The sequence below is a fragment of the Bradyrhizobium sp. AUGA SZCCT0158 genome, from assembly GCF_018130065.1.
Lineage (GTDB): Bacteria > Pseudomonadota > Alphaproteobacteria > Rhizobiales > Xanthobacteraceae > Bradyrhizobium.
Genome location: NZ_JAFCME010000018.1, coordinates 54,874 through 81,183, shown reverse-complemented (window position 1 = coordinate 81,183; position 26,310 = coordinate 54,874). Strand labels below are relative to the sequence as shown.

29 protein-coding genes are annotated in these 26,310 nt (G+C 62.9%); 18 read left to right on the top strand and 11 right to left on the bottom strand.

The genetic code is table 11. The features are described 5' to 3' along the window. Nucleotides 1-154 precede the first annotated feature (154 nt). Nucleotides 155-1,204: an MBL fold metallo-hydrolase gene (locus tag JQ574_RS24445; protein ID WP_212204310.1), complete on the top strand. Its 1,050-nt coding sequence runs from the start codon at nt 155-157 to the stop codon at nt 1,202-1,204. 171 nt (nt 1,205-1,375) lie between these two features. Here JQ574_RS24445 and JQ574_RS35910 read toward each other — a convergent pair whose 3' ends face one another. Next, nucleotides 1,376-1,594 (bottom strand): GNAT family N-acetyltransferase, encoded by a 219-nt coding sequence (locus JQ574_RS35910; RefSeq protein ID WP_409411229.1) that lies wholly within the window; start codon nt 1,592-1,594, stop codon nt 1,376-1,378. Between the two features lie 61 nt (nt 1,595-1,655). On the opposite strand from JQ574_RS35910, the gene JQ574_RS24435 reads away from it, so the two are divergent. Beyond that, a complete protein-coding gene (locus tag JQ574_RS24435; protein ID WP_312018274.1) occupies nt 1,656-2,837 on the top strand; it encodes a putative zinc-binding metallopeptidase in 1,182 nt (393 codons plus the stop codon). Then, nucleotides 2,834-3,868, top strand: a complete 1,035-nt coding sequence (locus JQ574_RS24430; protein WP_212204314.1) for an ATP-grasp domain-containing protein — start codon at nt 2,834-2,836, stop codon at nt 3,866-3,868. The genes JQ574_RS24435 and JQ574_RS24430 overlap by 4 nt, the downstream gene beginning before the upstream one ends. 903 nt (nt 3,869-4,771) lie before the next feature. Here the strand turns inward: JQ574_RS24430 and JQ574_RS24425 are convergent. The 3 genes from JQ574_RS24425 to JQ574_RS35735 form a co-directional block, all read right to left on the bottom strand. Continuing rightward, on the bottom strand, nt 4,772-5,542 hold the full coding sequence (locus JQ574_RS24425; protein WP_212204316.1) for a carbonic anhydrase: 771 nt from the start codon (nt 5,540-5,542) through the stop codon (nt 4,772-4,774). Nucleotides 5,543-5,757: 215 nt separating this feature from the next. Then, nucleotides 5,758-6,063, bottom strand: coding sequence for a hypothetical protein (locus JQ574_RS24420; protein WP_212204317.1), 306 nt, complete (start codon nt 6,061-6,063; stop codon nt 5,758-5,760). 171 nt (nt 6,064-6,234) lie between these two features. Further along, the gene (locus tag JQ574_RS35735) at nt 6,235-6,921 is read right to left on the bottom strand and encodes a hypothetical protein (protein ID WP_312014620.1); all 687 of its coding nucleotides are present in this window, start codon (nt 6,919-6,921) and stop codon (nt 6,235-6,237) included. Nucleotides 6,922-7,164: 243 nt separating this feature from the next. Between JQ574_RS35735 and JQ574_RS24410 the strand changes: the two genes are divergently transcribed. Continuing rightward, nucleotides 7,165-8,220, top strand: coding sequence for a diguanylate cyclase domain-containing protein (locus tag JQ574_RS24410; RefSeq protein WP_249119557.1), 1,056 nt, complete (start codon nt 7,165-7,167; stop codon nt 8,218-8,220). Between the two features lie 126 nt (nt 8,221-8,346). Here the strand turns inward: JQ574_RS24410 and flgH are convergent, their stop codons facing one another. Genes flgH through flgF form a run of 4 tightly spaced genes read right to left on the bottom strand, consistent with a single transcriptional unit; the run spans nt 8,347 to nt 11,761 of the window. Continuing rightward, nucleotides 8,347-9,099, bottom strand: coding sequence for a flagellar basal body L-ring protein FlgH (flgH, locus tag JQ574_RS24405; protein WP_212204318.1), 753 nt, complete (start codon nt 9,097-9,099; stop codon nt 8,347-8,349). Between the two features lie 5 nt (nt 9,100-9,104). Then, nucleotides 9,105-10,181: a flagellar basal body P-ring formation chaperone FlgA gene (flgA, locus tag JQ574_RS24400; protein WP_212204319.1), complete on the bottom strand. Its 1,077-nt coding sequence runs from the start codon at nt 10,179-10,181 to the stop codon at nt 9,105-9,107. 9 nt (nt 10,182-10,190) lie between these two features. Next, a complete protein-coding gene (gene flgG, locus JQ574_RS24395) occupies nt 10,191-10,979 on the bottom strand; it encodes a flagellar basal-body rod protein FlgG (RefSeq protein WP_192740248.1) in 789 nt (262 codons plus the stop codon). 17 nt (nt 10,980-10,996) lie between these two features. Then, nucleotides 10,997-11,761: a flagellar basal-body rod protein FlgF gene (gene flgF / locus JQ574_RS24390; protein WP_212204320.1), complete on the bottom strand. Its 765-nt coding sequence runs from the start codon at nt 11,759-11,761 to the stop codon at nt 10,997-10,999. Nucleotides 11,762-12,141: 380 nt separating this feature from the next. On the opposite strand from flgF, the gene fliL reads away from it, so the two are divergent. The 7 genes from fliL to JQ574_RS24355 all read left to right on the top strand — a co-directional run bounded on the left by fliL (nt 12,142) and on the right by JQ574_RS24355 (nt 19,790). Beyond that, nucleotides 12,142-12,636 carry a flagellar basal body-associated protein FliL gene (gene fliL, locus JQ574_RS24385; protein WP_212295769.1) on the top strand — a complete coding sequence of 165 codons (495 nt, stop codon included), beginning with the start codon at nt 12,142-12,144 and terminating at the stop codon, nt 12,634-12,636. Nucleotides 12,637-12,655: 19 nt separating this feature from the next. Further along, nucleotides 12,656-13,855 (top strand): flagellar motor switch protein FliM, encoded by a 1,200-nt coding sequence (gene fliM / locus JQ574_RS24380; protein ID WP_212204326.1) that lies wholly within the window; start codon nt 12,656-12,658, stop codon nt 13,853-13,855. Beyond that, on the top strand, nt 13,852-14,292 hold the full coding sequence (locus JQ574_RS24375; protein ID WP_212204328.1) for a DUF6468 domain-containing protein: 441 nt from the start codon (nt 13,852-13,854) through the stop codon (nt 14,290-14,292). The genes fliM and JQ574_RS24375 overlap by 4 nt, the downstream gene beginning before the upstream one ends. After that, nucleotides 14,289-15,083: a MotE family protein gene (locus JQ574_RS24370; protein ID WP_212204330.1), complete on the top strand. Its 795-nt coding sequence runs from the start codon at nt 14,289-14,291 to the stop codon at nt 15,081-15,083. The genes JQ574_RS24375 and JQ574_RS24370 overlap by 4 nt, the downstream gene beginning before the upstream one ends. A gap of 102 nt (nt 15,084-15,185) precedes the next feature. Then, the gene (locus JQ574_RS24365) at nt 15,186-19,076 is read left to right on the top strand and encodes a tetratricopeptide repeat protein (RefSeq protein ID WP_212204332.1); all 3,891 of its coding nucleotides are present in this window, start codon (nt 15,186-15,188) and stop codon (nt 19,074-19,076) included. A 74-nt stretch (nt 19,077-19,150) separates the two neighbouring features. Next, nucleotides 19,151-19,444, top strand: a complete 294-nt coding sequence (locus tag JQ574_RS24360) for a DUF1488 family protein (protein WP_312010928.1) — start codon at nt 19,151-19,153, stop codon at nt 19,442-19,444. Between the two features lie 109 nt (nt 19,445-19,553). After that, nucleotides 19,554-19,790, top strand: a complete 237-nt coding sequence (locus JQ574_RS24355; protein ID WP_212204334.1) for a hypothetical protein — start codon at nt 19,554-19,556, stop codon at nt 19,788-19,790. 28 nt (nt 19,791-19,818) lie between these two features. Here JQ574_RS24355 and JQ574_RS24350 read toward each other — a convergent pair whose 3' ends face one another. After that, a complete protein-coding gene (locus JQ574_RS24350) occupies nt 19,819-20,265 on the bottom strand; it encodes a GNAT family N-acetyltransferase (protein WP_212204336.1) in 447 nt (148 codons plus the stop codon). A 136-nt stretch (nt 20,266-20,401) separates the two neighbouring features. Here JQ574_RS24350 and JQ574_RS24345 point away from each other — a divergent pair, with 136 nt between their 5' ends. Continuing rightward, nucleotides 20,402-20,572 (top strand): hypothetical protein, encoded by a 171-nt coding sequence (locus JQ574_RS24345; RefSeq protein ID WP_212204341.1) that lies wholly within the window; start codon nt 20,402-20,404, stop codon nt 20,570-20,572. On the opposite strand, the gene fliP is transcribed toward JQ574_RS24345, so the two are convergent. Both fliP and JQ574_RS24335 read right to left on the bottom strand, forming a co-directional pair. Then, nucleotides 20,560-21,312, bottom strand: a complete 753-nt coding sequence (gene fliP, locus JQ574_RS24340) for a flagellar type III secretion system pore protein FliP (protein WP_212204346.1) — start codon at nt 21,310-21,312, stop codon at nt 20,560-20,562. The two genes, JQ574_RS24345 and fliP, sit on opposite strands and share 13 nt — an antisense overlap. Beyond that, nucleotides 21,309-22,223: a flagellar biosynthetic protein FliO gene (locus JQ574_RS24335; protein ID WP_212383961.1), complete on the bottom strand. Its 915-nt coding sequence runs from the start codon at nt 22,221-22,223 to the stop codon at nt 21,309-21,311. The genes fliP and JQ574_RS24335 overlap by 4 nt, the downstream gene beginning before the upstream one ends. Before the next feature lie 434 nt (nt 22,224-22,657). Here JQ574_RS24335 and flgB point away from each other — a divergent pair, with 434 nt between their 5' ends. The 6 genes from flgB (at nt 22,658) to flhB (ending at nt 26,159) form a co-directional block, all read left to right on the top strand. Next, a complete protein-coding gene (gene flgB, locus JQ574_RS24330) occupies nt 22,658-23,074 on the top strand; it encodes a flagellar basal body rod protein FlgB (protein ID WP_212204349.1) in 417 nt (138 codons plus the stop codon). Nucleotides 23,075-23,100: 26 nt separating this feature from the next. Then, nucleotides 23,101-23,529, top strand: a complete 429-nt coding sequence (gene flgC, locus JQ574_RS24325; RefSeq protein ID WP_212204351.1) for a flagellar basal body rod protein FlgC — start codon at nt 23,101-23,103, stop codon at nt 23,527-23,529. A gap of 17 nt (nt 23,530-23,546) precedes the next feature. Next, nucleotides 23,547-23,858, top strand: coding sequence for a flagellar hook-basal body complex protein FliE (gene fliE, locus JQ574_RS24320; protein WP_212204359.1), 312 nt, complete (start codon nt 23,547-23,549; stop codon nt 23,856-23,858). Between the two features lie 103 nt (nt 23,859-23,961). After that, complete coding sequence (gene fliQ, locus JQ574_RS24315; protein WP_212204364.1) at nt 23,962-24,225, top strand: flagellar biosynthesis protein FliQ; 264 nt, start codon at nt 23,962-23,964, stop codon at nt 24,223-24,225. Nucleotides 24,226-24,242: 17 nt separating this feature from the next. After that, entirely contained in the window at nt 24,243-25,013 is a 771-nt protein-coding gene (gene fliR, locus JQ574_RS24310) for a flagellar biosynthetic protein FliR (protein ID WP_212204369.1), read from the top strand. Nucleotides 25,014-25,085: 72 nt separating this feature from the next. Continuing rightward, nucleotides 25,086-26,159, top strand: a complete 1,074-nt coding sequence (gene flhB, locus JQ574_RS24305) for a flagellar biosynthesis protein FlhB (RefSeq protein ID WP_212383960.1) — start codon at nt 25,086-25,088, stop codon at nt 26,157-26,159. Nucleotides 26,160-26,310: the final 151 nt, after the last annotated feature.

Sequence of the window (26,310 nt, the reverse complement as noted above, 5' to 3'; positions counted from 1 at the left end):
AATGGCGCTAGGGACGGCGACCGGCTGATCAAACAAGCTTCGGGGAGATCAAAGTATCGTCCGCCCGGTGTGGCGCGGGGACTCAATCGCGCATTCCCGTAAGGCTCCGACAAGCAAACTCAAATGGGGGTGTTCTCAAAGAAGGAGAACTTCCATGAAACTTCGCGCAGCATTGTTCTTTGCGGCCGCACTTGGCGGCGTCGCTGCCGTGGTTGCCCCTGCGACAACGGCCGCGGCTGAGCCCAACAGCCAGATCACTATCCTCTATGACGCTTTCGGCACCGATGCCGCAATGAAGAAGGATTGGGGCTTCTCCGCGCTCGTGGAGGTCGTCGGTAAACGAATCCTGTTTGACACAGGCAACGATCCAGACATCTTCGCAGCCAACGTCAAGGCGAAGGGTGTTGACCTTACCAACATCGATTTCGTCGTCCTGTCGCACCGACACTCCGATCACATGGCTGGCCTGAATCATGTTCTGAGCGTGAATCCGACGGTAAAGATCTACGCACCTAGAGAAGGATTCGGCATTTACGGTTCGTCGCTGCCATCGAGCTTCTACCGAAAGGACGAGTCTTTGCCCTCCGAGATGCGCTACTACGAGGGCAAGCCGCCGGAAGTCATGAAATTCGGCACCGCTTGGCAGGGAGCCAACATCGAACTAATCGACAAAACGACGGAAATCGTTCCAGGCATTACCTTGATAGCACTGGTATCCGACGCTCCAGGCACGAAAGAGCTCAAAGAGTTGTCCTTAGCGGTCAACACCTCGGACGGCGTAGTGCTTGTGGTCGGCTGCGCGCACCCGGGAGTCGAAAAGATCGTCGAGGCGGCGGCGGCCATCAGTTCCAAAATACGTTTGATCGCCGGCGGATTCCACCTCGTCGTCGCTCCGGACGAGGTCATTGCCAGGTCCGTGGCAACGCTCAAGGATACGTTCAAGATAGAGAGCATCGCTCCGGGCCACTGCACCGGTGAGCCGACATTCGCAGCGTTGAAGCAGGCTTTCGGCGACCGATACCTTTATGCGGGCGTTGGCACATCGCTGTCGTTGGTACCAAGCACGGGCTCTGTTGGGCGACGGGGCGAGGGACCCGTGCTCCAAGAAGACGACCTAACCACTTATCGGAAGCTCGCCCGCCGCGAAGACCCCTTCGGCATTTTCCAGGCGCGGATTCAACGCTCAAATCTTTCGCACCAGTGAAGGCGCGTAACAGCCTACGCACGATCGATGTGCAGGCGGGACGGGGATGGCGCCGCATCAAGGTCCGAATTTGATCTCCGGGCGTGCAAGTAATCAATTAATCGTTTGGTTCGATGCCTGGATCGATTGGACTACAAGCAGAGGCTGTCGTGCGGCAAGCAAGAGGGTGGGTTACGCTTCGCTAACCCACCTACGAACCTGTCTCTGACGTCCGCGGAATATCTTCGACATCAGGATCGTCGGCTCTTCACCGAAGGACCCCTCCCTAACAGTCTTGAAGCCGCGCTTTGCGTAGAACGCTTTTGCCGTCACCGATGATTGCACACTCAACGTCCGCTGCGATTGGGCATTCGCAGCGTTTTCGACCGCGTCCATAAGCTTTGTGGCGATACCGCGGACTAATAGCCCAAACCCAGCCGTCCAGCGGGCGCTTGCACGCGCCGCCTGCGCGGTGGCCCGGCTCCCGCGCCTGCTTGACTGGATGGCTCGTCAACGGGCTCCTCTGGGACACCGGGTCGAAAGTGCCGCAAGGACTAGGCGGTTGTTGCCAGCGGAATACTATGACACCATCCAGATACTGTATTTTCATGATTTCTGGATGCCTATGCCACCTCGGAAATATACCTGGGAAAAGCTGCCGGATGAGCAGTTGCTCAAGCAGCGTCTCAGCAGCCTGAAGGTCAACATCAAGGGCACCTGGCTCGAGGATTGCCTCGGCACTCTGAACGAAGAACTCCAGGCGCGGAACATCCGGCTGCGGCCACACGCATGGATATCGAGCGAATGGTTCAGTCCGGCAGATGTGCCGGGCATCGCCATCCCGTTCTATCTTGCCCATCCCCGCCTGATGAAACTCGAGAAAAAAATGATGCTCGAGGTAGAGGGAAGTACCTGGTCGGAATGCATGGCCATCCTCCGTCACGAGGCAGGGCATGCCGTGCAGCACGCTTACCAGTTGCAACGCCGCCGACGCTGGCAACAGTTGTTCGGCCCGTCCTCGAAACACTATCCGCTCTACTACCGGCCCAATCCGGCCAGCCGGAATTACGTCCAGCATCTTCGGCGCTGGTACGCGCAGAGCCATCCGGACGAGGATTTCGCCGAAACCTTTGCTGTGTGGCTGCGACCGCGGTCGAAATGGCGGGCACGCTATGCCGGTTGGCCGGCGCTGAAGAAGCTCGAATATGTCGACGAACTGATGAGCGAGATTGCAGGCGAGCGGCCGCCGATTACATCACGGGAGCGTGTCGATCCGCTGTCCGGGCTCAGCCAAACGCTTGGCGAGCATTACCAGAAGAAGCAGGCGTTTTACGCTTTCGAGGCGCCGAAGACGTATGACCGCGACCTGTCCCGTCTGTTCTCCGCCGATCAACGACATCGACGGGCGCAGCCGGCGGCATCCTTCATCAGGCGGCACCGCGCGCAGGTCAGGCAGCTGGTCGCGCGATGGACGGGCGAGAACCAGCTTACGCTCGATGCCGTTCTCGATGACATGATCTCCCGCTGCCGCGAACTCGATCTCCGGGCCCCGGGCTCGGAGCGGAAGCTTGTGATCAACTTCACCATTCTGCTGACCGCCAAGACCATGCACGCGCTGTTCGGCCCGTCACGCCGCAAGTGGATCGCGCTATGAGACGCCTGCGCGTCCTGGTCCTGATGCATCCGGACTTCTTGCCGCCGGACTCGACCGACGGATACACCGCGCAGGAAATCAACCGATGGAAAACCGAGTTCGACGTCGTGAGCACCTTGCGCGCGGCAGGCCACGATGTGCGCCCGCTCGGCGTGCAGGAGGAAATCAAGCCGGTTCGCGACGCGATCGAAAGCTTCAAGCCGCATGTGGTGTACACATTGCTGGAGGAGTTCCACTATACGTCAGGGTATGACCAGCACATCGCGAGCTTTCTCGAACTGATGAAAGTCCCGTATACCGGCTGTAACCCGCGCGGCCTGATCCTGGCGCGCGGCAAGGATCTGTCCAAAACGCTAGTGCACCATCGCCGGATCGCGGTGCCGGCCTTCGCCGTGTTTCCGATGCGCCGCAAAGTCAAACGGCCGACGCGTCTTGCGCTGCCGCTGATCGTCAAGAGCCTGAACGAGGATGGATCGTTCGGCATCTCGCAAGCATCCATCGTCGATACGGACGAGAAGCTCGCAGAGCGAGTAGCTTTCGTCCACGACCGGCTCGGAACTGCCGCCATCGCCGAGCAGTACATCGAGGGGCGTGAGCTCTATGTCGCCGTGCTCGGCAACAATCGCCTGCGAGTTCTGCCGATTTGGGAATTGAAATTCGGCAGCATGGGTGGCGAGGGGGCACGGCAGATTGCCACCGAAAAGGTAAAACACGATCCCGGTTACCAGGAGCGCGTCGGAATCGAGGACGGGCCGGCCAAGAACCTTGCGCCGGAGGTATCCGCCCGCATTCAGCGAACAGCGAAACGCATCTACCGTACACTGAAGCTCGATGGATACGCACGCATCGACTTTCGGCTCTCGGCCGACGGCACTCCGTATTTCATCGAAGCGAATCCCAATCCCGAAATAGCGAAGAGCCAGGAGTTCGCGACAGCCGCCCGGCATGACGGCCTAGACTACCCCGACCTGCTAAATCGCATTCTGGCCCTCGGAATCAGCCGGGCCAAGGCAGGCGCATCCGTAGGCTGAAAGGCAACGCAAAACGGTCATGCACGGTGGTGGTGCGCGCCCGGAAGTTGATGCTCCACGCTCGTCAACCCAGGACGGGAGATATAAAGTCCCTGTGCAGGCACGTTGGTCTTTGGGCGCCATCGAACCGCACGGTGATGCCAGTGGTACGAGGGCTCACCTCAATGACAATCCCAGCCCGGTCAGCCAGCTCGGGGCACCGAGCGACTCCAAGTTTACTCATCTTGAAACGGGTGCCGACAAAAAATCTGTCGGCTTTCTGGTCAATCATCATGGCTATTCGATAAGTCGAAAAAAATCGTCTTCAATAAAGCAAAACGTCAAAGCGCAGGGATCAGACTAGATCGGATCAATCTTTTGAACAATCTCCGGAGTAATACCGGACTCCGCAAACGCAAGTAGGCTGCGTATCGCAGCGCAACATTGATCGTTACTCGTGAGCACGCGGCCAGTCGCGGGAAGGCGAGTAAGGCCAGCCACACGACGACGCTACTTTCGTCTACCAAGGACACGCGATGCAGAAAGGCAACGCCCCGGTGGAATGTCATCGGGCCGTCAAAATCTCCTTAGTATTTCCCGGACCAAGCGTGTATCCCGGGAACCCAGTCGGAACGGAGTGGGCCATGGAATTATTTCGGGCTGAGATGGTGGCCGTCGTGGAGAGTGAGACGGACAAGGATTGCCGGTCCTGTGGCGAGAGGTTGAAGCTGGTTCGAACCATGGTGAGCCCGAGCACCGGCTGCATCGTCCACATGTTCGAATGCAAGTGCGGACAGCGCACTTGGGCCGATTAGACGATCAAGAGTAAAGTCCTGGATCGATTGGACTATAACGTTGTGGTGCGGCAGGCTTGAAGACGAAGATGGTGGGGGCGCCTCCTGCATCATTGTACGGCCCTGACGATCAGCCGACCAATTCGACCTTGCCGCTGTCCAGCCGATAAACACCACCGACGATCTTGATCTTGCCCTCGGCCGCGGCGGCGCTGAGGATTGGCGTCGCCGACTTGAGCCGGGCGACAACGTCGATGACATTCTGGCGGATGGCGTTCGCGAGCCTGTCGCCGGGTTTGTCCGCGCTGGCCTTGACGGCAGGCGCAAGCGCGTTGACCAGCGACGGCAGGTGGCCGGGCAGGGTGGTGTTGTCCTTGAGCGACTTGATCGTGGCATCGACGGCGCCGCAGCTGTCGTGGCCGAGTACGAGGATCAGCGGCGAGTTAAGCATGGCTACGCCATATTCCAGGCTCGCGACGGTGTCGTCATTGGCGAAATTGCCCGCAACGCGGCAGACGAACAGATCGCCCCGGCTGCTGTCGAAGGCGTATTCCGGCGCAATGCGGGAATCCGCGCAGCTCAGGATGCTGGCAAAGGGATTTTGGCCGCCGACCAGGGCTTCCCGCTCACTTTTGAAGTCATGCCGGCGCGAGGTGCCTTCGACATAGCGCGTATTGCCTTTCATCAACCGATCGAGGGCCGCGGCCGGCGACATCTGGTTCTGCGGCTTCGGCGGCGGTTTTGCATCCTTGGCTGTTGCATCCCTGGCAAAGGCCGCCGGGGCAAAGGCAAGCGGTGCCAGCGCAAGACTTGCGGCGATCCCGCCCGTGAATTGAAGGAAACGGCGGCGTGAGGTTTCCCGGTCTTCAACGGCGTGGCTGGCATCGCAAATGCGGCACATGGCTGACCTCCTTGGGGAGACGAAAGCGATGCCGAATTGTATGTCATTGCGCGCGCAGCGAAGCAATCCGCCTACGCTCTCCGAGCTTCGGCGTGACAGGTCCGCCTTCTTGCGGTCCGTAGTCCGTAGGATGGGTTGAGCTCTTCGCGAAACCCATCACTCATTCGCGGGCAGCAGTTGATGGGTTTCGCGAAGAGCTCAACCCATCCTACATCCTACGCGCGCGAGGAGGCCTGCCGCGATACGCTGTAGGCGTCCCAGCTGCCCCAGCTCACCTGCGCGAGGCTTCGCAGATCAGTCGCCAGCGGCCGCTTGGTTTGTCTCTCGTGCGCGGCGATGCATCGCTGCGATTCAGCGATCTTGCGCTTGAGCTGGGTCAGCGCTTTTTGTTGCGCATGGCCGGCCGCGCCGGTCATCTCGCCAACCCGGAAGCGGGCGATTTCCAATGCCTTGACGGCCTCGCGGTTCTTCTTGAGCTGAACCCGGTGCCAGGCGATGTTGCTATTGCTTTCAGCGATCATGTTTGCAGCCGTGATCAATACGAGTGGGCAGGAGAGGGAGCGCCTGCGCGCGCCGGCCAGGTGACCGACCTGGTCAATCCCTTGGATCCTCTCCTGGACTTTCGAGGATGAGACGGCTTGGTTAACGAAGGGTTAACGGCTCGGTAACGATCCGACAGACCTACCGCCAGCCTACCGCTGCTCTGCCGTCGCCGGCTTCTGGTCGTCATCGGCCAGGCACCGGATCACGAACGCGGTCCAGTCGCGCGGCAGAACCTTGGCGAGATGGGCCTTGCGGCGGCATTCCAGTTGCTCGGCTTTCTTGGCGTTCGCCTTCTCCTCGGTGAGGGAGGATTGCCTGATCCGGCGCAGCGTCACCGGCTCGCCGTCGGACTCGAATTGCAGTTCGTATTTCCGGCCGTCCCTGGCGGTCGCCGCACAGGAGATGCTGGAGACCTGCCTCGTCGCGATGATCCCCACCTGGCGGCATGTGCCGGTCGATGATTCAACCAGTGGCACCGGCAGGCCGTCGACCTTCGGCCTCTCTTTGGAGTTCAGCAGCATCCGGTCGACCTGCAGTTCATAGACGTTGTCCTGCTCGCGGCGGCCGGTTTCACCTGAAAATGAAACGATGTGGCTGTCGTCGCGGGGATCGTCGAGCACGATGGTGAAATGCGCACGGCCCTGCTGGCCGTGGAAATAGGCCACCGCCTTGCAGCCGAAATCGCGGCCGGCGATCTTCAGCTTGGTGCACTTGCCCGAGATGTGCGCGTACATGTCGATGTCGGGCTCTTCCCGTTCTACCGCGCCCGCGGTCAACGATGGGGTCGCTGCACAGAGAACGCCAACAAGGAACGGCCAGCACAAGCGCATCGTCATGTCCGGTTCAGGAGAATTGGCCCGGTCAGGCACAGAGGGAATATCAGTTCGAATCGCACTCTTGTGGAACTCTTTGTCGTTTCGATGGAACTTTCTGCCGCAAAAACACGGCAATCTGCCGCACTGCACCGGGAAATCCGGGCCCTTTTAACCCGGCACTAACTGGGATTCCTAACCGGGCTTCCATTCATCGCTGGCCTAATACCCATAGCCTCCAGCGTTGTCGATCCGAGGGTAGAGGACTTGAAGACCGGAGCCAAAACAAGTGCTGACGTCGCACAGGGTTATGCCGTGCGGCTGATGCAGCATTTGGTGGTCCCGACCTTCGTGCTCAATCCAAAACGGCGCGTCGTGATCTGGAACCGGGCCTGTGAGCGCCTGACCGGCGTCGTCGCGGCTGACGTCATCGGCTCATCAGATCATTGGCGCGCGTTCTATCAGCAGCAGCGCTATTGCCTGGCCGATCTGGTCGCGCTCGGACGGCCCGACAAATTGAGCCAGCTCTATCCCGAGCACACCATCCCCGATGACGGCGTCGGCTTCTCCGCCGAAAACTGGTGCGTGATGCCGAAGCTCGGCAATCAATTGTATCTTGCCATCGACGCCGGCCCGATCCACGACGAGGACGGCAAGTTGATCGCCGTCGTCGAGACCTTGCGCGACATGACCGATCAGAAGCGTGCGGAGCTGGCGTTGCAAACGCTGGCGGCGAGCGACGGCCTGACCGGCCTTGCCAACCGCCGCTCGTTCGACCAGACGCTGGCGATGGAATGGGCGCGCGCGCAACGAACCAGAAAACCGCTGTCGCTGCTGTTGTGCGACGTCGATCATTTCAAGCTCTACAATGATCTGCACGGCCATCAAAAAGGCGACGAGTGTCTGCGCGCGGTGGCGGACGCGATCGGCAAGAACGCGTTTCGCCCGGCCGATCTTTCGGCACGCTATGGCGGAGAAGAGTTCGCCATCATCATGCCCGAAACCGATTCCGCCGGCGCGCGAAAACTCGCCGAGCGGCTGCGCGATGCGCTGGCGCGGGTCCGGCTGCCGCACGGCGCGCCGGGTGTGCCGCCGTTCGTGACGCTGAGCATCGGCATCGCGACGCTGGTGCCGAGCGAGGATACGCGCGCGGATTGGCTGCTGGGGCAGGCCGACGAGGCGCTCTACGCCGCAAAATATTCCGGCCGCAACCGCGTGGTATCGGCCGATAAGGTGCTGGCCGCATTCGCCGGCGCGCAGGACCTGCGCGAGAGCGAGACGCCGCAGCCGGTCCGCAAGCGCCGCGTGCGCAAGTCGGCCTGACGTTCGGGCTTTCCGTCATTTCCTCAAAACGACCGCGGCCCTCGTCAGGGGAGCTGACAAGGGCCGCGTTAGAACACATCGTCGCGCCTAGGTTCACAACGAGGTGTGGGAGCTCGGGATTACGAACTAGAACGGCAGCAGCACGTCCATTACCTGCTGGCCGTAGCGCGGTTGCTGCACGTCGGTGATCTGGCCGCGGCCGCCATAGGCGATGCGGGCCTGCGCGATCTTCGAGGAATCGATGGTGTTGTCGCTCTGGATGTCTTCCGGCCGCACGATGCCGGCGACGATCAGTTCGCGGATTTCGAAGTTGACGCGGATCTCCTGCTTGCCTTCGACCACGAGATTGCCGTTCGGCAGCACCTGCGTCACCACGGCGGCGACGTTGGTCTGCAATGCTTCCTGGCGGTTGACCGAACCCCTGCCGTCGGTCGAGGCGGTCGAGTCCGCAGTCAGGATCTTGCCCGGCAGGATCTTGTTCGCTTGCGTGATCGTCTGCGATCCGAGGAAGTCGGTAACGCCGGAGTCTTCCTTGCTGGAGCGGCTGCGCTGGGTCTGGTTGGCGATGTTGGCCTTGTCGGTGATGTTGACGGTCACCGTCATGATGTCGCCGACGCGCGCGGCGCGCTGGTCGCGGAAGAAGGCGCGTGAGCCGTTCCGCCACAGCGAGTTGGCGTTGTAGGAAGCCTGCTCGGGCTTCGGCATCGGCATCTGCACCGGCTTGTAGCCGGGCTGCGTGGTCGGATTCTCGATCTCGGTCAGCTTCGGCTTTTCGCCGATCTGGGAGAGGCGGTCGATCGAGGAACAACCGCTTGCGAGCGCTGCCACGGTCAGCAAGGCGCCGGTGAGGATGAAGCGGTTGATACGGGAGACTGACATCTACATTACTCGGCTTTTGGAGCGACTGACGAACTGAGTTTGGCGACGGCGACGGGGGCGGCTTGTCCGGTGCTGCCGAGCGAAGAGGTGGTATCGGCGGCGGCAGGCGCAGGGCGGGAAGCGGCGACCGTGATCGAGACCTGGCCGCGGCCGGTGACGGTGCCGGACACCGTGCGCTTGGATTGCAAATTCATGACGTTGACGACGTCGCCTTCGGTGCCGTTCTCGAGCGCCTTGCCGCGCACGGTGAGGTAAAGGCCCGGGCTATCGTAGATCAGCGTGACGTTCTGGTCGCGCTGCACCAGATCCGGCTTGGCGAGATCGGCAACCCGGACGGCCTGGCCGGCGCGCAACTGTCGGCGCGCCTGCATGCCGACCGCGCGGTCGCGCGTCGCGGCATCTGCGCCGACTTCGGCCTTGGGGCGGCGCTCGATCACGACGTCGGAGGATTTCAGAACTTCGTTGCGCTCGATTGCGCGCGCCAGCACCGCGGCCTCGACGGTCTCGATCGCGGTGCCGGTGAAGCGCAGCTTGATCGGCGCCGTGCCATTGTCGTTGGATATTTCGAAGGTGACGTCGAAGCGGCCGTTGCGCGCATCGAAGCGCACGATGGCGGCCTGCATGCCGCCGGTGTTGGAAGCATCGAGCCTGACATCGCCGGGGTCGCGGTCGAAGGTGAGATTGAGATTGGCGGCCTCGCCGAGGCCGTTCTTGCGCTCCAGCGCGCGCGCGACCTGCTGCTCGATGTCCTTGCCCTCGAGCGTGCGGGCCAGCCGCGTCACCGAAATTTCCTTCAGGTCCCGTGTGTCGACGCCGATCACGTGATGCGACCGCAGCGCATTGAGCACTTGCGCGACCGGCAGCGAGCCGGTGGTGCCCAGATCCGGCGCGCGGTAGATCGCGATCTGCGCAGCGCTGCCGGCGTTGTCGATGACATCGCCGATCCGCACCAAATCGCCCGTGACAACAACGCTGGCGCGCAGCGCGGGGGCGGCGATGATGTCGCCACGGGTCTGCGCGACCGCCGTCGCCGCGGAGGCGGCGATGAGCGCAGTGGCAAGGAGGAGCGCGCGGGCGATCATGACAAATCCTCAGCGGAACATGTTGGAGGTGGACTGCAGCATCTGGTCGGCCGCGCTGATCACCTTGGCGTTCATCTCGTAGGCGCGCTGCGCCGCGATCAGGTCGGAGATTTCGGTGACGACCTCGACATTGGCCTGTTCGAGATTGGACTGCTGCATGTCGCCGAAACCGTCGGTGTTGGCGATGCCGTCCTGCGGCGGGCCGGAGGCCGGCGTGTCCGTGAACAAATTGTCGCCGATCGGATTGAGGCCGGCCTTGTTGATGAAGCGGGTCAGGCCGATCTGGCCGACGGTCGATGGCGTGGTCGAACCCGGCAGCAATACCGACACCTGACCCTGGGCGTTGATGGTGAGGCCCGACGCGCTCTGAGGGATCGTGATGGTCGGCTGCACCGGGTTGCCCTGCGAGGTCACGACGCGGCCCTGCGCATCCATCTGGAACGAGCCGTCGCGGGTATAGGTGTAGGTGCCGTCAGGCATCTGGATCTTGAAGAAGCCTTCGCCGCGGACCGCGATGTCGAGTTCGTTGCCGGTCGGCAGCAGCGTGCCCTGGCTCATCAGGCGCGGCGTGCCGACGGTCTTGACGCCACCGCCGATGTCGACGCCGACGGGGAGGATGGTGCCCTGATCGGAGGCCTGCGCGCCGACCCGGCGCACGTGATCGTAGATCAGGTCCTGAAACGCGGCGCGCTGCTTCTTGTAGCCGGTGGTGCGCATGTTCGCGATGTTGTTGGAGATCACCTGAACGTTGAGTTCCTGTGCCGCCATGCCGGTCGAGGCTGTGTAGAGTGCACGCATCGATCAAAACTTTCAGGTTATGCCGGAACTTCGGCGAGTTTCTCGATTGCGGATTTGTGCAGATCGCTCTGCTGCTGCAGCAGGGCCGAGATCTGCGTGTAGGCGCGCGTGATCTCGATCATGCGGCTCATCTCGGTCACCGAATTGACGTTCGATTTCTCGACGTAACCCTGGTTGACCCGCGAGGTGGTGTCTGCCTGGGGGGCGAGGCCCTGGCCGGCGGAGTACAAATTGCCGCCATCCTTGACGAGCTTCTGCGCGTCCGCGAATGAAACGATGCGCAGCTTGCCGCGAACGGAATCGATGCGGTTGGTGCCCTCGAGGACGGTAACATTGCCGTCGGGGGCGATGGTGATCTGCTTGTCGGTCTGCTGGAACACGATCGGGCCGGAGCCTCCCATCACGGGATAGCCGCTCTGGGTGACGAGTTGGCCCTGATTATTGATCTGCAGATTGCCGTCGCGGGTGTAGCGCTCGCCGGCAGGGGTCTGCACGACCAGGAAACCCTTGCCGTCGATCGCGACGTCGAGCGGGTTCTTGGTCATCTCGCTGGCACCGGTCGCGAAATCCTTGAAGGTGCCGCGGTCCTGCACGAACGCGACCTGGCGGTCGGGCCGCTGGAAATTGTCTTCATGCGCGGGCGAGCGCAGAAATTGCTCGAACAACGACCGGTCGGCCTTGAAGCCGTTGGTGTTGACGTTGGCGACGTTGTTGGCGACGACATCCATCTGCCGCTCCAGCACCATCTGCCGTGATAGTCCGACGAGAAGCGTATTCTCCATCGGTGGTTCTCCCCTTCATCGATCCGCGTGCTGCTCTCCCAAGCGGGGCTCGCCGATCTCTCGAACCGCCCAGGCTCTCCCAAGCCCGTGGTCCGCCAAGTACTCAGCGAAAGCCGTGCCAGTTTGGAAAGTCACAGTTTTTGAAGGGGTTAGGCGTTTTGCCGGGGCGATTACGGACGGCAGAAAGGTCTTGTTGACCATGTTTGCCCGGCAACTTTTTCCTAGTTGAGGGTCAGTGGAAAGGTTCCGTTAACCATTATTACCCTACCGTTGCATTCAAGAGAGCGCGTGTGCGCTGGCGGCTTTTGTATCGCGTCTGGGGTCTCATCCGGCCCGGCTGGTGGCAACCGTGTTCGTTCCCAATTGGATCGGGCGGGGCAATGGCGGACAACGAGGCAGAGGGCGGCGCGGCCGAAGGCGCGGAAGTCGCCCCGGCAAAAAAGGGCAAGCTCAAGCTGATCATTGCCGCAGTCGGGTTCGTCGCCATCCTTGGCGCCGGCGCGGGCTGGTTCTTCCTGATGCGCGGTCACGGCGAGGAGAAGCATGCCGAGGCGCCGCCGCCGAAGCCGCCGTCCTTTGTCGAAGTGCCGGACATGATGGTCAATCTGGTCGGCGCCCCCGGCGAGCGCGTGCAATACCTCAAGGTCAAGGTCGTGCTCGAGGTCAAGGAAGAGAAGCAGCTCGAGGCGATCAAGCCGACGCTGCCGCGCGTCACCGATCTGTTCCAGACCTATCTGCGCGAACTGCGCCCCAGCGACATCAACGGCTCGGCCGGTTTGTTTCGCCTCAAGGAGGAGCTGACCAAGCGCGTCAATATCGCGCTGGCGCCGCAACAGGTGAGTGCGGTGCTGTTCAAGGAAATCCTGGTCCAGTGACAGAGCAGGTCTCATAATCATGGCCAACGATAAAGACCTCGACCAGGACGCAATTGCCGCCCAATGGGAGGCCTCGCTCGATTCCGAGGATCCGGCGGCGGCGGCGGAAGAAGCTGCGGCCAATGAACTCTCGGAGAGCATGGCCCTGCAATGGGCCGCGATGGTCGAGGACGGCAGCCGCGATTTCGGCAACAAAGCCGGCGGCGAGCGGGTCCTGTCGCAGGAAGAGATCGACAATCTGCTCGGCTTCACCGTCGGCGACGTCAATCTCGACGACAATTCCGGCATCCGCGCCATCATCGATTCGGCGATGGTGTCCTACGAGCGTCTGCCGATGCTCGAAATCGTGTTCGACCGCCTGGTGCGGCTGATGACCACGAGCCTGCGCAACTTCACCTCCGACAACGTCGAAGTCTCGCTCGACCGCATCACCTCGGTGCGGTTCGGCGATTACATGAATTCGATACCGCTCCCCGCAGTGCTCAGCGTGTTCAAGGCCGAGGAGTGGGAAAACTTCGGCCTCGCGACCGTCGATTCAAGCCTGATCTATTCGATCATCGACGTGCTGCTCGGCGGTCGCCGCGGCCAGACTTCATTGCGCATCGAAGGCCGCCCCTACACCACGATCGAAACCAATCTGGTCAAACGGCTGGTCGAGGTCGTGCTGTCGGATGCCGAGCAGGCGTTCCGGCCGCTGTCGCCGGTGACCTTCTCGATCGACCGGCTGGAAACCAATCCGCGCTTCGCCGCGATCAGCCGGCCTGCCAACGCCGCGATCCTGGTGCGGCTGCGCATCGACATGGAAGATCGCGGCGGCAATATCGAACTGCTGCTGCCCTATGCGACCATCGAGCCGATCCGGCCCGTGCTGTTGCAGATGTTCATGGGCGAAAAGTTCGGCCGCGACCCGATCTGGGAAGGCCATTTCGCAACGGAAGTGGCGCAAGCCGAGATCGCCGTCGACGCCGTGCTGTACGAAGCCAACGTGCCGCTCAAGCAGCTGATGAAGCTGAAGGTCGGCGACACGCTGCCGCTGGAAATGAAAAAGGACGCACTGGTGTCGGTCCGCTGCGGCAACGTCGTCTTGACCGAAGGCCGCATGGGCCGGGTCGGCGACCGGGTCGCCATCCGCGTCACCAAGCAGCTGCGCAAACCCAATACCACCTTCGCGATGTTCGAGAAGGCCGACGAGCAAACCAAGTTGATGGAGGCACAATGAGTCATTCCCTCGGAATCGTAATCGAGAGTCTGGTGGCGGTGCTGCTGCTGGTGACGATCGGCTACTGCGTACTGCTCAACTCGCGCCTGAAGCGGCTGAAGGCGGACGAGCATTCGCTCAAGGCCACGATCGGCGAACTGATCACCGCCACCGAAATCGCCGAGCGTGCGATCGGCGGCCTCAAGCATACCGTTCGCGACGTCAATGAGCACCTCGGCAGCCAGCTGACGGCGGCCTCGCAAATGTCGACGCAGCTGAAGGGCATGCTGGCCGAGGGCGACGGCATCATCCGCCGCCTCTCCAAGATCGCCATTGCGGCGCGGCCGCTGACGTCGGAGCCCGAACCTGCCGCTCCCAAGGTCACGACCGCGAGAGCCGTCGCTGCCGCTGCAGAAGCATTCTCGGAACGCCGAAGGGCTAGTGGCCTCGCTGCATGAAATCGTTTCGCGACATACGTGTCATTCCGGTGGTGCTGGTCGCCGTCTTCGGCCTTGCTGTGCTGAAGGTGGCCGGCCTCGTCATCGACGGGGGATACGTATTCGACTATCAGCCGCAGCCGACCAAGAAGTCGTGGGCGCAGGACACGTTCAACTTTCCGGGCGGCGGCTCCAAGATCGCCTCCAAGATTGAGTCCGACGACATCACGGGCTCGGTGCCCAAGCCGAAGGAGGAGCCGCCAAAGCCGGCGGCCCCCGCTGCCGCGGATCCACCGCCGCTGCAAAGCGGCACCGTGATCTTTCCTGAAACCAACCAGCAGTCGGTATCGCCGTCGGAGCGCGCCATTCTCGAGCGGCTGCAGGCGCGGCGGCAGGAACTGGAGCAGCGCGCGCGAGAGATCGAGATCCGCGAGAGCCTGCTGAAATCGGCCGAGAAACGCATCGAGGGGCGGGTCGAGGAGGCGAAGGCCACCGAGGCGCGGATCACGACCGCGACCGGGCAGAAGGCCGAAACCGATGCCGCGCGCTTCAAGGGCATCATCACGATGTATGAGGGCATGAAGCCAAAGGACGCCGCCAAGGTTTTCGACCGGCTCGAAATGTCCGTTCTGTACGAAATCGCTTCCCAGATTGCGCCGCGCAAGATGTCCGACATTCTCGGCCTGATGCAGCCGGAGGCGGCCGAGCGGCTGACCGTGGAACTGGCGCGTCGCGCCGGACCCGACAAATCCGCCTCGACGGCGGAATTGCCGAAAATTGAAGGCAAGATGCTGTCGCAAAAGCCCAATTGACGGGGATATTTAACAATACCTTAAGCCGGCCAATTCAAGATTCAGCCGCGAAGGCGAGGGCGCTTTCGTTGCTGCAATCGTTGAGGCCAAGAGACATCCTGGATGGGGCAAAGGGCTGCCGCTGGAATTGGGTCGCAAGGCTGCGCATTGGCGCGGATGGCCCGGCGCTGCCTTGATGTCACCCTTAACCGATCTCCTGGTCTCCGCTCGCCACTCGCCACCTTGCTGGTGCTCGCCGGCTTGACGGTGGCTTCGCCCGGCCGGGCACAGGACCTCGTCAAAGGCGAAGCGACGTTCACGGCGCCCGGCGGCTACGCGCGGCTGGTGCTGAAGCTTGCCGAGGACGTCGAGTCCGACGTCATCACCGCCGGCTCGATCATCGTGATCCGCTTCAAGCGTCCGGTGGACATTCCCGTCGACAAGCTGAGCGATGCCGTGCCCGATTATGTCGGCTCGGCGCGGCGCGATCCTGATGGTTCGGCGATCCGGCTGTCGCTGGCGCGGCGGGCGACGATCAACACCATGACCGCCGGCGAGCGGATCTTCGTCGACTTCCTGCCCGACAGCTGGACCGGCCCGCCGCCCACGCTGCCGGCTGACGTCATTCGCGAACTGGCCGCGCGGGCCCGCGCCGCCGAACGCGCGCTACGCGCCCAGCTGGCGGTTGCCGCGGCCAAGAAGAAGCCGCCGGTGCGCGTCCGCGCCTCGGTGCAGCCGACCTTTGTCCGCTTCGTTTTTGAAATGCCCAACGGGGTCAACGTTTCTTCGGTGCTGAACGAGCAGAAGCTGACGCTGCAGTTCAACGGCGTGCTGGCGTTCGATCTGGCCGACGCCAAGGTGGCGGCGCCGCCGAACATCGCCTCGATCACGCAGCGGACCGATGGCGATTCCTCTGCGGTCGATATCGTGCTGATCGGCGAAGTCGACGTGCATTCCTTCCGCGAAGAGAAGAACTACGTCATCGACGTCGCCTTCCAGCAGGCCGACAAGCCAGCGGCGGAACAGGCGCAAGCCCCGGCGGTCGCGCCCCCGGCTGTCGTGCATGGCCCGGCGGCGAGGTCGGGGATATCGGCGCAGATCGCCGCTGCCCAAGCGGGCGCCCACAGCAAGCCGCTCAGCGACTCGATCCCGCCGCAGCATCCGCCGCAGCTGCCGCCGGTGACGTCCGAGGCGATCGCCGAGCAGGCCAAAATCGAGATCAGGCCCGGCGAGCCGCAGGAGGCGCCGCCCGCAATTGAAAAAGCGCCGCCAGCCGCTGAGACAGCGCCGCGCGCGTCCGAGAAGATGGTGCCAGTCGTCGAGCAGCCCGCGCCTGTAGCGGAGAAGCCGGCGCCGCAGGTTGCCGTGCCCGCACCCGCCGTAGAAAAGTTGCCGGCTGTGCCTCAGAAGGCGGAGCTTGCAGCTGAGAAGATGACCCCGGTGGAGACGCCGAAGGCAGCGGCGGCTTCGGAAGCAAAGCCCGCCGCCGCGATCGAGACGCCAAAACCCGCAGCGCCGAAGAAGGCCGCTTCTGCCGTTGAGGCACCGAAGAAAACCGAACCACCGGCGGCTTCCGTCGAGGCGAGGCGGGACAGCGACGGCCTGCGCGTGATGTTTTCCTTTGCCGTGCCGACGCCGGCGGCCATGTTCCGCCGCGCCGACACGGTGTGGCTGGTGTTCGACCAGACCGGGCCGATCGATGTCGAGCAGATCCGCGCCAAGGGCGGCGCCATCATCGGCGACGTCAGCCAAATGCCGCTGGAAAAAGGCCAGGCCATCCGCATTCGTCTCAACCGGCCGCAGATGCCGTCGCTTGAAAGCGATGGCCGCGCCAACGGCATGGCCTGGACGCTGACATTTGCCGATCGTGTGCAGGCGCCACCATTGCCGCTGCAGGTGTTGCGCAACATCACCGATCCGGCGCTGGCCAACGTCACCGTGCCGCTGGCGAACCCCGGCCTCATGCATCGGCTGGTCGACCCCGACGCCGGCGACACGCTGCTGGTGGTCACCGCGCCGCCGCCGACCCGCGGCTTCATCAAGCGGCAGGACTTCGTCGAGCTGTCGCTGCTGGAATCCGTCCACGGCGTCGTGGTTCATCCCAATTCCGACGACATCACCGCCGAGGTCGGATCCGACAAGGTGATGCTCGGCCGGCCGGGCGGGCTGACGCTGTCGTCGGCCGACGTCTCTGCCGAACGCGCCACCGCGGCGGTGCGGCCGTTGTTTGACGCCAAGGAATGGCGCAAGAACCGCGAGGAGAATTTTCTGGGCCGGCTCGATGCGCTGATCAAGGCGGTGGCCGTGGCCGGCGATGACGGGCTGGCGCAGGCCCGGCTCGACCTTGCCAATTTCTACATGGCGCGGGGGATGTTTCAGGAAGCGAGGGGAGTAACCAATCTCATCCTCTCCGAATCCAAGGCTGGAAGCGAAGACGCTGCCGTCGTCATGGTCAATGCGGTTGCCAGCATCCTGATCGGCCATCCCGAGCGGGGGCTGAAGGGCCTGGCCAGTCCGGTGATCGGCAACGGCTATGATTCCCAATTGTGGAAGGCGCTCGCCTTTGCACGCCAGGGTAAATGGGCTGACGCCCGCGAGAAGTTCAAGAACGCCGAATTTTCGATCGCCGCCTTGCCGCCCGAGATGCAGCGTATCTTGACCGTGGATGCGATGCGCGCGGCGCTTGAAGTGAAGGATTACGCCGGGGCCTCGCGCCGCCGCAGCGAGCTCGAGGTGGTCGGCGTACCCAAGGAAATGAAGCCGGAAATCGCGGTGTTGCGCGGACGGCTGGCCGAGGCGCTCGGCCACGACAAGGACGCGCTCGACGCTTACCGGTTCGCCGCCAATTCGTCCGATCGGCCTGCTGCTGCCGAAGCCAGGTTGCTGGAGGTCTTGCTCCGCCAGCGGCGCGGCCAGCTCGGGCAAGCCGAGGTGCTGCGCGAACTGGAAACGCTGTCGGCGATCTGGCGTGGCGACGCGATCGAGTTGAAGACCCTTGCGGTGTTGTCGCAGCTATATGCCGATGAGGGCCACTACGAGGAATCGCTCGCGGCGGCCAAGACCGCGACCCGGCTGCAGCCGAATTCCGAGCTGGCGCGGCAGGGCCAGGACGCCGCGTCCGCGCTGTTTGCGCAGCTCTTTCTCAGCCCCAAGGGCGAGGACATGAAGCCGATCGATGCGCTCGGCATGTTCTACGAATATCGCGAACTGACGCCGATCGGACGCCGCGGCGACGAGATGATCCGCCGCCTGGCGGACCGCCTGGTGGCGGTCGACCTGCTCGATCAGGCCGCCGAGCTGCTGCAGTATCAGATCGACAAACGGCTGGAGGGCGCCGCGCGCGCGCAGGTGGCGGCGCGCCTTGCCATGGTCTACCTGACCAACCGCAAGCCGGATCGCGCGGTCGCGGCGCTGCGCACCACGCGCATTGCCGATCTCTCGGGTGAGTTGCGCCAGCAGCGCCTGTTGCTGGAGGCGCGGGCGCAAAGCGACGTCGGACGCCATGATCTTGCGCTCGACATCATCTCCAACATCACCGGACGCGAGGCGATCCGCCTGCGTTCCGACATCTACTGGGCGTCACGGCAGTGGCGCGAGGCCTCCGAACAGATCGAACTGTACTATGCCGATCGCTGGCGCGACTTCAAACCGCTGAACGCGGTGGAGAAGGGCGATGTGATCCGCGCCGTCGTCGGCTATGCGCTCGCCGAGGACGCCATCGGACTGTCGCGCTTCCGCGAGAAATATGCGCCGCTGATGCTGGGCGATACCGACCGGATGGCGTTTGATCTCGCCAGCAAGCCGGCCGCCGGCTCAAGCACCGAATTTGCCGCGATCGCCAAGATGGCGGCAGGTGTCGACACGCTCGATGGCTTTATCCGGGAAATGAAGGTCCGCTTCCCCGACGCCACCGCGCGCGCGCCGATTTCGCCCGAAATGGCCAGGGGCGAGCCGGTCCACACCGGGGCGTTGCCCGCGATATCAGGACACAAAAGCGCCGAAGCGACAAAATAGTAGGTCAAGCAACCCCCGGCGGGGTTTGCGCTTCAGTGTTTCGTCGGTTAAGCGAAATCCACACATCAAGCCGTATGGAAGTTTGTCGTTCGATGCCGCTGACCCGGGGCCGAATTGTAGGACACGACAACGAACGATTGGCGTTCAAGTTCACCATGCAGAATGGGGACGAGCCGATCGAATGCCAGATCAGTGACGCCGCCATGGACGAGCTCGCTGGTGTCAAGGGAACCGAGAGCCTGGCAAGACAGGCGCAGTTTTTGGCGCTGCGAGATGCCGTCGAACGCATCGCCTCCGACATGTTCGACGCGGCGCCGGCCGTGAAGGGCTATGTCGTCAGGATATTCACCAAGCACATCCCGAAATAGCGCCCCGGCGCGGCAAGGTATCGCGCCGTGCTCTCGTCCCCTCGACAGACGGCTTCCGAACCGGCAACCTGCGCACAACATCAAAGACGCCACCGGGGGAACTATCGCCATGAGCAAGCCTGCCAAGACCGAAGCCGAACTCATTGCGATGGCAAGGGCCGAGTTGAAGGTCCATGCCGATTGCCCCGATGGAATGGTGATCTCGGTGCTCCGCGACGGCGACTCCTGGGAGTTTCGCGTAAGTGCCGAACAGGCGACGATCGACAAGCCGGGCTATCCCGAATGCGTCGCGATGGTGGTGCAGATCGGCGATCACCTCTGCAAGCAGTATGATTTTAAGGAGTGAGTAGACCGCGAGGAGATTGGCGCCTTTCTTATTTCGCAGGATTGCGCGCAGCGTAGGCGGTGCGAAGTCCGGGGACAAAACCGCAAGCCTCGTAGAAGCGGTGCACGCGCGGATCGGCCCGGCCGCTTTGCATCAATACCTGATAGCAATCCTGCTTCCACGCCTCGGCCAGCGCCGCCGCGATCACCGCGCGGCCGTGGCCGCGTCCCTGGAAGTCGGGATGGGTGGCGACGTTCTCGAGAATGCCATGCTGACGACCGCCGCGCAGCAGGTTGGGCGTGGTGATCAGCGTGCAGGTTGAAACGATTCTACTGCTTTCGTCCGATACAAAGATCATTACTCCTTCGCGGGCGAGGATCTGCGCCCAAATTATTCTAGCTCGCTCCGGTTCCGCACTCCGGCTGACGTCGCAATCGGCAAACAGTGCCAGCAAGGCGCCGAGATCGCTGGCATTTACCAGTCGCGCACTTGTCATCCGTGAGCTCCTTGTTTGAAACCGTTTTCATCCCAAATCGTAGCTTCCCAAGCAGCCAAATAGCGCGAGAGACGGACTAATTTTTATGCATCCCAGGAATACACACCGAGCGCTAGTTCCGGTCGCGATCGCTGTTGTGGTCGCGGTCATCGGCACCGCGCTTTTCGCGGTGGAATTGCGGACCAAAGACGTGGTCGCGGACAACGGCATCAGCATGATCACGACGGCTGTCGTCGAGAAGGCCGGTGCGACGGCTTATCCGACCGCCCGTGATATCGGCGCGGATCAGATCAGCTACGTCCCGTAACTCTGCACCAGGCTTCCCGCCACCAGCGACCAGCCGTCGACCAGCACGAAGAAGATCAGTTTGAACGGGAGTGACACCACGACCGGCGGCAGCATCATCATGCCCATCGACATCAGAACCGACGCCACCACGAGATCGATGATCAGGAAGGGCAGGAACAGGAGGAAGCCGATCTCGAAGGCGCGCTTCAGCTCGGAAATCATGAAGGCCGGCACCAGAATCCGCAGCGACATCTCTTCCGGCTGCGCCGGCGGCGGCTCGCGCGACATGTCCAGAAACAGCTTGAGGTCCTTCTCGCGGACGTTCTTCAGCATGAAGCCGCGCAGCGGCACGGACGCTCGTTGCAGCGCGTCCTCGACGCCGATTTGATTGGCGACCAAAGGCTTGATGCCGTCGTCATAGGATTTTTGCAGCACCGGCCCCATCACGAACGCGGTCAGGAACATTGCGAGCGCAATGATCACGGAGTTCGGCGGGGCGGTCGCGGTGCCCAAAGCGGTGCGCAGCAGCGACAGCACCACCACGATCCGGGTGAACGACGTCATCATGATCAGGATCGACGGCGCGATCGAGAGGATCGTCAGCAGCGCGATCAGCTGGATCGCGCGTTCGGTGACGCCGCCACCGCCCTGGCCGAGATTGATGCTGATGTCCTGCGCCAGCACCGGATCGGCGAGCGATCCGGCGGCTATCAGTGCGACAAAAAATAAAACTCTACGCGGGGCTTTCGCCGATCTCACGAAGGAGACTTCGGGCGGCCCAGCAATGAGGCCATCTCGTCTTCGAGGTTCTCAAACCCGCTCTTCTGCGGCGCGGGCGCGGGGGGCGGCGGGGCGGGCGTCTCGCTGCGCGCAGGGCGGGCAGGCGGCGGCTCGGGCGCGACCGGCGGTGCGATCGGGGCATCGGCGGGCCGGCGCAAGGCAGCTTCGAGCCGCTGCGCCATCTCGGCGAGATTCTGGTCGGCGGACTGCGGCGGAGGCGCAGGCGGCGGGGGTGGCGGCGGCGGTGCTGCCGCGCGCTCGGGCGCACGGACCGGCGGCGGCGCCTTCGGCGGCTCCATCTGGCGCTGCGGCCGCGGCATCATGGATTCGGTGCGGGCCGGGCGCTGCGGGACCGGATCGGGACGCGGTTCCGGCCGGCCGCCCATCGGCTCCGGCGAAAAGCTTGCCAGCGGATCGGTGCGGCGCTCGGCCATAGCCGGGCGGCGGAGTTCGTCGGCGAAAGCGGGGCGTGCCGGGCGCGGCGGCGGCTCGGACATCTGCGGTTCGGCGTGATCGAACGGGTCGCGCGCGCTCTCGTCGTTCCAGCCGGCATCCGGCAGCGGGGCGATACGTGGCGGCTGCTCGCCGGTGACCGCAGGCCGCGGCGCCATCTGGTCACGGCCCGGCATCGCGCGGACGATATTGGGTTCCACCACGATGTCGCTGGGGCCGCCGATCATCAGGAGATGTTCGACGTTGTCGCGCCGGACCAGCACGAGGCGGCGGCGGCCGTCCACGGCGGCGGCGTCGATCACGGCCAGCCGCGGCATCCGCCCGCGATTGGTGTTGGCGCCGAGGCGGTTGGTGGCGAAGCGGCGCACCAGCCATGCGGCGACGCCGATCAGCGCCAGCACGGCGACGAATGCGAAGATGAAATATGCTGTCTGCATTCTCTAGTCCCCGGCCTCAGGCCGTTCTCACATGCTTGCTTCGAGGTGCGCGGATCTGATCTTCCAACTTGAACATGATTCTTCCGGATTCATCTTCCGAAACGATTCATGTTCCGAAGCGATCCGTCGACCGGCGAATCACGCCCGAGATCAGCCCTAATTCCTTAATTCCCCACGGCAAACGCTGCCGCCCATTAATTAATAGACCAAGAATCGCTTGATCCAAAACGACTTCTGAGCGCCCCCGGCCGCGTCGGCCGCGGCTGGTTAACGCAGATTTCGTGGCGAAAATGCGCTCTTTTGGGCGTCGGCCCCCGTGCAAGCGCGTTGTCCACGGCCTGATACTGCGGATTTTAACCAGCCGTTAACCATACACCGGGCAAATTCTGCCTACCTCGCGGCGCCTGCCAGAGGTTAACGAGGACCCGCTCGCGATGGCCATCAACGATCTTCCGGACCTGTCGGCGCTGCGTACCAAGATGCAGTGGCATCAGGAGCGCCAGCGGGTGCTCGCCGAAAACATTTCCAACGCCAACACCCCGAACTTCAAGCCGCGCGATCTGGTCGAACCGAAATTCGACCACAAGGGTTCCGCCGCCACCGTCGGCGGAACGTTCGGATCGATGGCGATGCTGCGCACCAGCGCGAGCCATATCGGCGCGTCCGGCGGCGGGCAGACCTTCGACGGCGATGGCGGCAAGAGCGGGTTCCTGACCCGGCCCGCCGGCAACGCCGTCAATCTGGAAGATCAGATGATGCGGGTCTCCGCCAACCAGATGGACTATGCGGCGGCCACCTCGCTCTACAGCCGCAGCCTCGGACTTCTCAAAACCGCCATCGGAAAGCGCTGACGCGCCGCATTTAGGGGAGCCGGATCATGGCAAATGAAGGTGGAAGCGACTTCGCCCGCTCGATGAGCATCGCGACCTCGGGCCTGCGCGCGCAGGCCGGGCGGATGCGGGTGATCTCGGAAAACATCGCGAACGTGGATTCCACCGCGCCGACGTCCGCCGGCGATCCCTATCGCCGCAAGGTGCCAACCTTCTCCTCGGCGCTCGACCGTACGATCGATGCGAAAGTGGTGACGCTCGGCAAGGTGCGCGCCGACCAGTCGGCGTTCCGCATCAAGCACGAGCCGAGCAACCCGGCGGCGGACGCCGCCGGCAACGTCAAATATCCCAACGTCAACCCGCTGGTCGAAATGACCGACATGCGCGAAGCCCAGCGGTCCTATGAAGCCAACCTCAACATCATCAGCGCCACGCGCCGGATGATCCAACGCACGCTCGACATCCTCAAGGCCTGAAACAGGAATCCTAAACCATGGCTTCACCGACAGTAGCAGCAAACGCCTACGCCGCGCTTTCGCGCATCATGGAGACCGGCGGCGCCGAGAAGGGCGGCCAGAAATCGGGCGGCCCGTCCTTCGGCGCGCTGCTCAAGGATGCCGTCGGCAGCGTGATGGAAGCCGGCAAGAAATCGGACGCCCAGACCATCGCGATGACTTCCGGCAAGGCCAACGTCATGGACGTGGTGACGGCGGTGGCCGAGACCGACGTCGCGGTCTCGACGCTGGTGTCGGTGCGCGACCGGGTGATCCAGTCTTACGAAGACATCATGAAGATGCCGATCTGATAGAGGCGAATAGGGAATGGCGAATAGGGCTGAAATCCATTCGCTATTCGCCACTCGCCATTCGCCCGCCTCGAAATGGCGGAAATAAACCGAGAGAATCAAAATGACCGGTGCTGAAACCCTCGACGTGGCGCGTGATGCGATCTGGACCATCGTGGTGGTGTCGTCGCCCTTGATGGTGGTCGGCCTCGTGGTCGGCGTCGTGGTGTCGCTGTTCCAGGCGCTGACGCAGATCCAGGAACAGACGCTGATCTTCGTGCCGAAGATCATCGCGATCTTCGTGACGTTATTGCTGGCGCTGCCGTTCATGGCGGATTCGATGCAAGGCTACATGATGCGGATATCGTCGCGAATCATAGGCGGATGATGCACTGTGCGTAGACCATGCGCATCGATGTCTCCATGCTGCCGGCCCTGGCCGCCACTTTCATGCTGGTGTTCGCCCGCGTGGGGGCGATGGTGATGCTGTTGCCGGGATTCGGCGAGAGCAACATCCCGGTCCGGATCAAGCTCGCGATCGCGCTGTTGCTGACGCTGATCATCCTGCCGCTGCACCGCGCCGCCTATCAGGTCGATTTGACTTCGATGAGTGCGATGGGCGTTCTGATGGTGCACGAGATCGTCATCGGCGTGGTGCTCGGCGCCACCGCGCGGGTGACGCTGTCGGCGCTGGCGGTCGCAGGCTCAGTGATCGCCCAGCAGCTCGGCCTCGGCTTCGTCACTGCCGTCGATCCGACCCAGGGCCAGCAGGGCCTTCTGATCGGCAACTTCCTCACCATCCTCGGCATGACGCTGTTGTTCGCCACCGACAGCCATCATCTGGTGATCGCGGCGCTCAACGAGAGCTACCGGATCTTCTCGCCGGGCGAGACGATGCCGACCGGCGATGTCGCGGCGCTTGCGACCCGCGCTTTCACTGCCGCCTTCAAGATCGGCCTGCAATTGTCGGCGCCGTTTTTGGTGTTCGGCATCGTCTTCAACATGGGGCTCGGGATTCTGGCGCGGCTGATGCCGGCGATGCAGGTCTATTTCGTCGGCGTGCCGCTCTCGATCCTGATCGGCTTCCTGATCTTCGCCGCCGTCCTCACGGCGATGATGGGGACCTATCTGAACTACTTCACCGGCGTCATGCACGAGCTCACACCGCTTAGATAGAGCATGATCCGGAAAAGTGGGAACCCTTTTTCCGAAGAGATCATGCTCAAATAAAAAAGCCAAGGCGCCGCGATGGCCGACGATAGCGACGATAAAACAGAAGACCCTACGCAAAAGCGTCTCGACGACGCGCATGCGAAGGGCGACGTTGCCAAGAGCCAGGAGGTCAACACCTGGTTCGTGATCGCGGGCGCGACGCTTGTGCTGTCGACCTTCTCGGGCTCGATCGGCGGCGGCATCCTGATGCCGCTGCGCAATTTGATCGCCAATGCCGGTACGCTGCGCGCCGACGGCTCGGCGTTGCTGCAACTCGGCAATACGCTCGGCATTGCCGTGCTGGCGGCGATCGGTGTGCCGCTGCTGATGCTGATGATATCGGCCATCGCCGGCAACGTGATCCAGCACCGGCTGGTGTGGTCGTCGGAATCGCTCACGCCCAAATTCAGCAAGGTGTCGCCTGGCGCCGGCTTCAAGCGCATCTTCGGCAAGCAGGCGCTGGCGAACTTCCTCAAGGGCGTGTTCAAGCTGGTCGCGCTCGGCGCCGTCATGATGGCGGTGCTGTGGCCGGAGCGCCACCGGCTGGAGTCGTTCCTGGCCTTCGACCCGACGGCGATCATGGGCGTCACCACCAGTCTGACGCTGCATCTGATGGGCGCGGTGGTGGCGATGCTGGCCGCCGTGGCGATCGCGGATTACTTCTTCCAGTACCGGCAGTGGTTCGAGCGGCAGAAGATGTCGCTGCAGGAGATCAAGGACGAGTTCAAACAGTCCGAAGGCGACCCCCACATCAAGGCCAAGATCCGGCAGTTGCGCCAGGCCAACATGAAGAAGCGGATGATGACCGATGTGCCCAAGGCCAGCGTCATCATCACCAACCCGACCCACTATTCGGTGGCGCTGTCCTACGACCGCGGCATGTCGGCGCCGGTCTGCGTCGCCAAGGGCGTCGACAATATCGCGTTCAAGATCAGGGAGATCGCCAAGAAACACGACATTCCGATCGTGGAGAACGTGCCGCTGGCGCGCGCGCTCTATGCGACCGTCGATGTCGACGAGGAGATCCCGGTCGAGCACTATCATGCGGTTGCCGAAATCATCGGCTTCGTCATGGGGTTGAAGCGCGACGCTGCCGGCCGGCGCAACTGACGGGGGTCGGAACTTGCCTTGAAATGCGTTGGATAAGGCCTTGGACGATAATTTTTTACGTGTTTTCTTCACTCGAACCGGTGCCCATTTCGCTTGAAACCGCTATTGATGCCAATTAGCCGCCTGATGGACTTGCGCTTGCCGGTCCGAT

What these genes read in the sequence shown, in the direction of transcription:
- JQ574_RS24425 (WP_212204316.1), bottom strand. Translation starts at nt 5,542, where the DNA reads ATGTGCCGCATTTGCGATGCCAGCCACGCCGTTGAAGACCGGGAAACC.
- JQ574_RS24430 (WP_212204314.1), top strand. Translation starts at nt 2,834, where the DNA reads ATGAGACGCCTGCGCGTCCTGGTCCTGATGCATCCGGACTTCTTGCCG.
- fliR (WP_212204369.1), top strand. Translation starts at nt 24,243, where the DNA reads ATGCGCATCGATGTCTCCATGCTGCCGGCCCTGGCCGCCACTTTCATG.
- fliM (WP_212204326.1), top strand. Translation starts at nt 12,656, where the DNA reads ATGGCCAACGATAAAGACCTCGACCAGGACGCAATTGCCGCCCAATGG.
- JQ574_RS24335 (WP_212383961.1), bottom strand. Translation starts at nt 22,223, where the DNA reads ATGCAGACAGCATATTTCATCTTCGCATTCGTCGCCGTGCTGGCGCTG.
- fliQ (WP_212204364.1), top strand. Translation starts at nt 23,962, where the DNA reads ATGACCGGTGCTGAAACCCTCGACGTGGCGCGTGATGCGATCTGGACC.
- flgB (WP_212204349.1), top strand. Translation starts at nt 22,658, where the DNA reads ATGGCCATCAACGATCTTCCGGACCTGTCGGCGCTGCGTACCAAGATG.
- flhB (WP_212383960.1), top strand. Translation starts at nt 25,086, where the DNA reads ATGGCCGACGATAGCGACGATAAAACAGAAGACCCTACGCAAAAGCGT.
- JQ574_RS35735 (WP_312014620.1), bottom strand. Translation starts at nt 6,921, where the DNA reads ATGACGATGCGCTTGTGCTGGCCGTTCCTTGTTGGCGTTCTCTGTGCA.
- flgH (WP_212204318.1), bottom strand. Translation starts at nt 9,099, where the DNA reads ATGTCAGTCTCCCGTATCAACCGCTTCATCCTCACCGGCGCCTTGCTG.
- flgG (WP_192740248.1), bottom strand. Translation starts at nt 10,979, where the DNA reads ATGCGTGCACTCTACACAGCCTCGACCGGCATGGCGGCACAGGAACTC.
- JQ574_RS24360 (WP_312010928.1), top strand. Translation starts at nt 19,151, where the DNA reads ATGGAAGTTTGTCGTTCGATGCCGCTGACCCGGGGCCGAATTGTAGGA.
- JQ574_RS24370 (WP_212204330.1), top strand. Translation starts at nt 14,289, where the DNA reads ATGAAATCGTTTCGCGACATACGTGTCATTCCGGTGGTGCTGGTCGCC.
- flgA (WP_212204319.1), bottom strand. Translation starts at nt 10,181, where the DNA reads ATGATCGCCCGCGCGCTCCTCCTTGCCACTGCGCTCATCGCCGCCTCC.
- fliE (WP_212204359.1), top strand. Translation starts at nt 23,547, where the DNA reads ATGGCTTCACCGACAGTAGCAGCAAACGCCTACGCCGCGCTTTCGCGC.
- flgF (WP_212204320.1), bottom strand. Translation starts at nt 11,761, where the DNA reads ATGGAGAATACGCTTCTCGTCGGACTATCACGGCAGATGGTGCTGGAG.
- JQ574_RS24365 (WP_212204332.1), top strand. Translation starts at nt 15,186, where the DNA reads ATGGGGCAAAGGGCTGCCGCTGGAATTGGGTCGCAAGGCTGCGCATTG.
- fliL (WP_212295769.1), top strand. Translation starts at nt 12,142, where the DNA reads ATGGCGGACAACGAGGCAGAGGGCGGCGCGGCCGAAGGCGCGGAAGTC.
- JQ574_RS24355 (WP_212204334.1), top strand. Translation starts at nt 19,554, where the DNA reads ATGAGCAAGCCTGCCAAGACCGAAGCCGAACTCATTGCGATGGCAAGG.
- JQ574_RS24445 (WP_212204310.1), top strand. Translation starts at nt 155, where the DNA reads ATGAAACTTCGCGCAGCATTGTTCTTTGCGGCCGCACTTGGCGGCGTC.
- flgC (WP_212204351.1), top strand. Translation starts at nt 23,101, where the DNA reads ATGGCAAATGAAGGTGGAAGCGACTTCGCCCGCTCGATGAGCATCGCG.
- JQ574_RS24375 (WP_212204328.1), top strand. Translation starts at nt 13,852, where the DNA reads ATGAGTCATTCCCTCGGAATCGTAATCGAGAGTCTGGTGGCGGTGCTG.
- JQ574_RS24350 (WP_212204336.1), bottom strand. Translation starts at nt 20,265, where the DNA reads ATGACAAGTGCGCGACTGGTAAATGCCAGCGATCTCGGCGCCTTGCTG.
- JQ574_RS24420 (WP_212204317.1), bottom strand. Translation starts at nt 6,063, where the DNA reads ATGATCGCTGAAAGCAATAGCAACATCGCCTGGCACCGGGTTCAGCTC.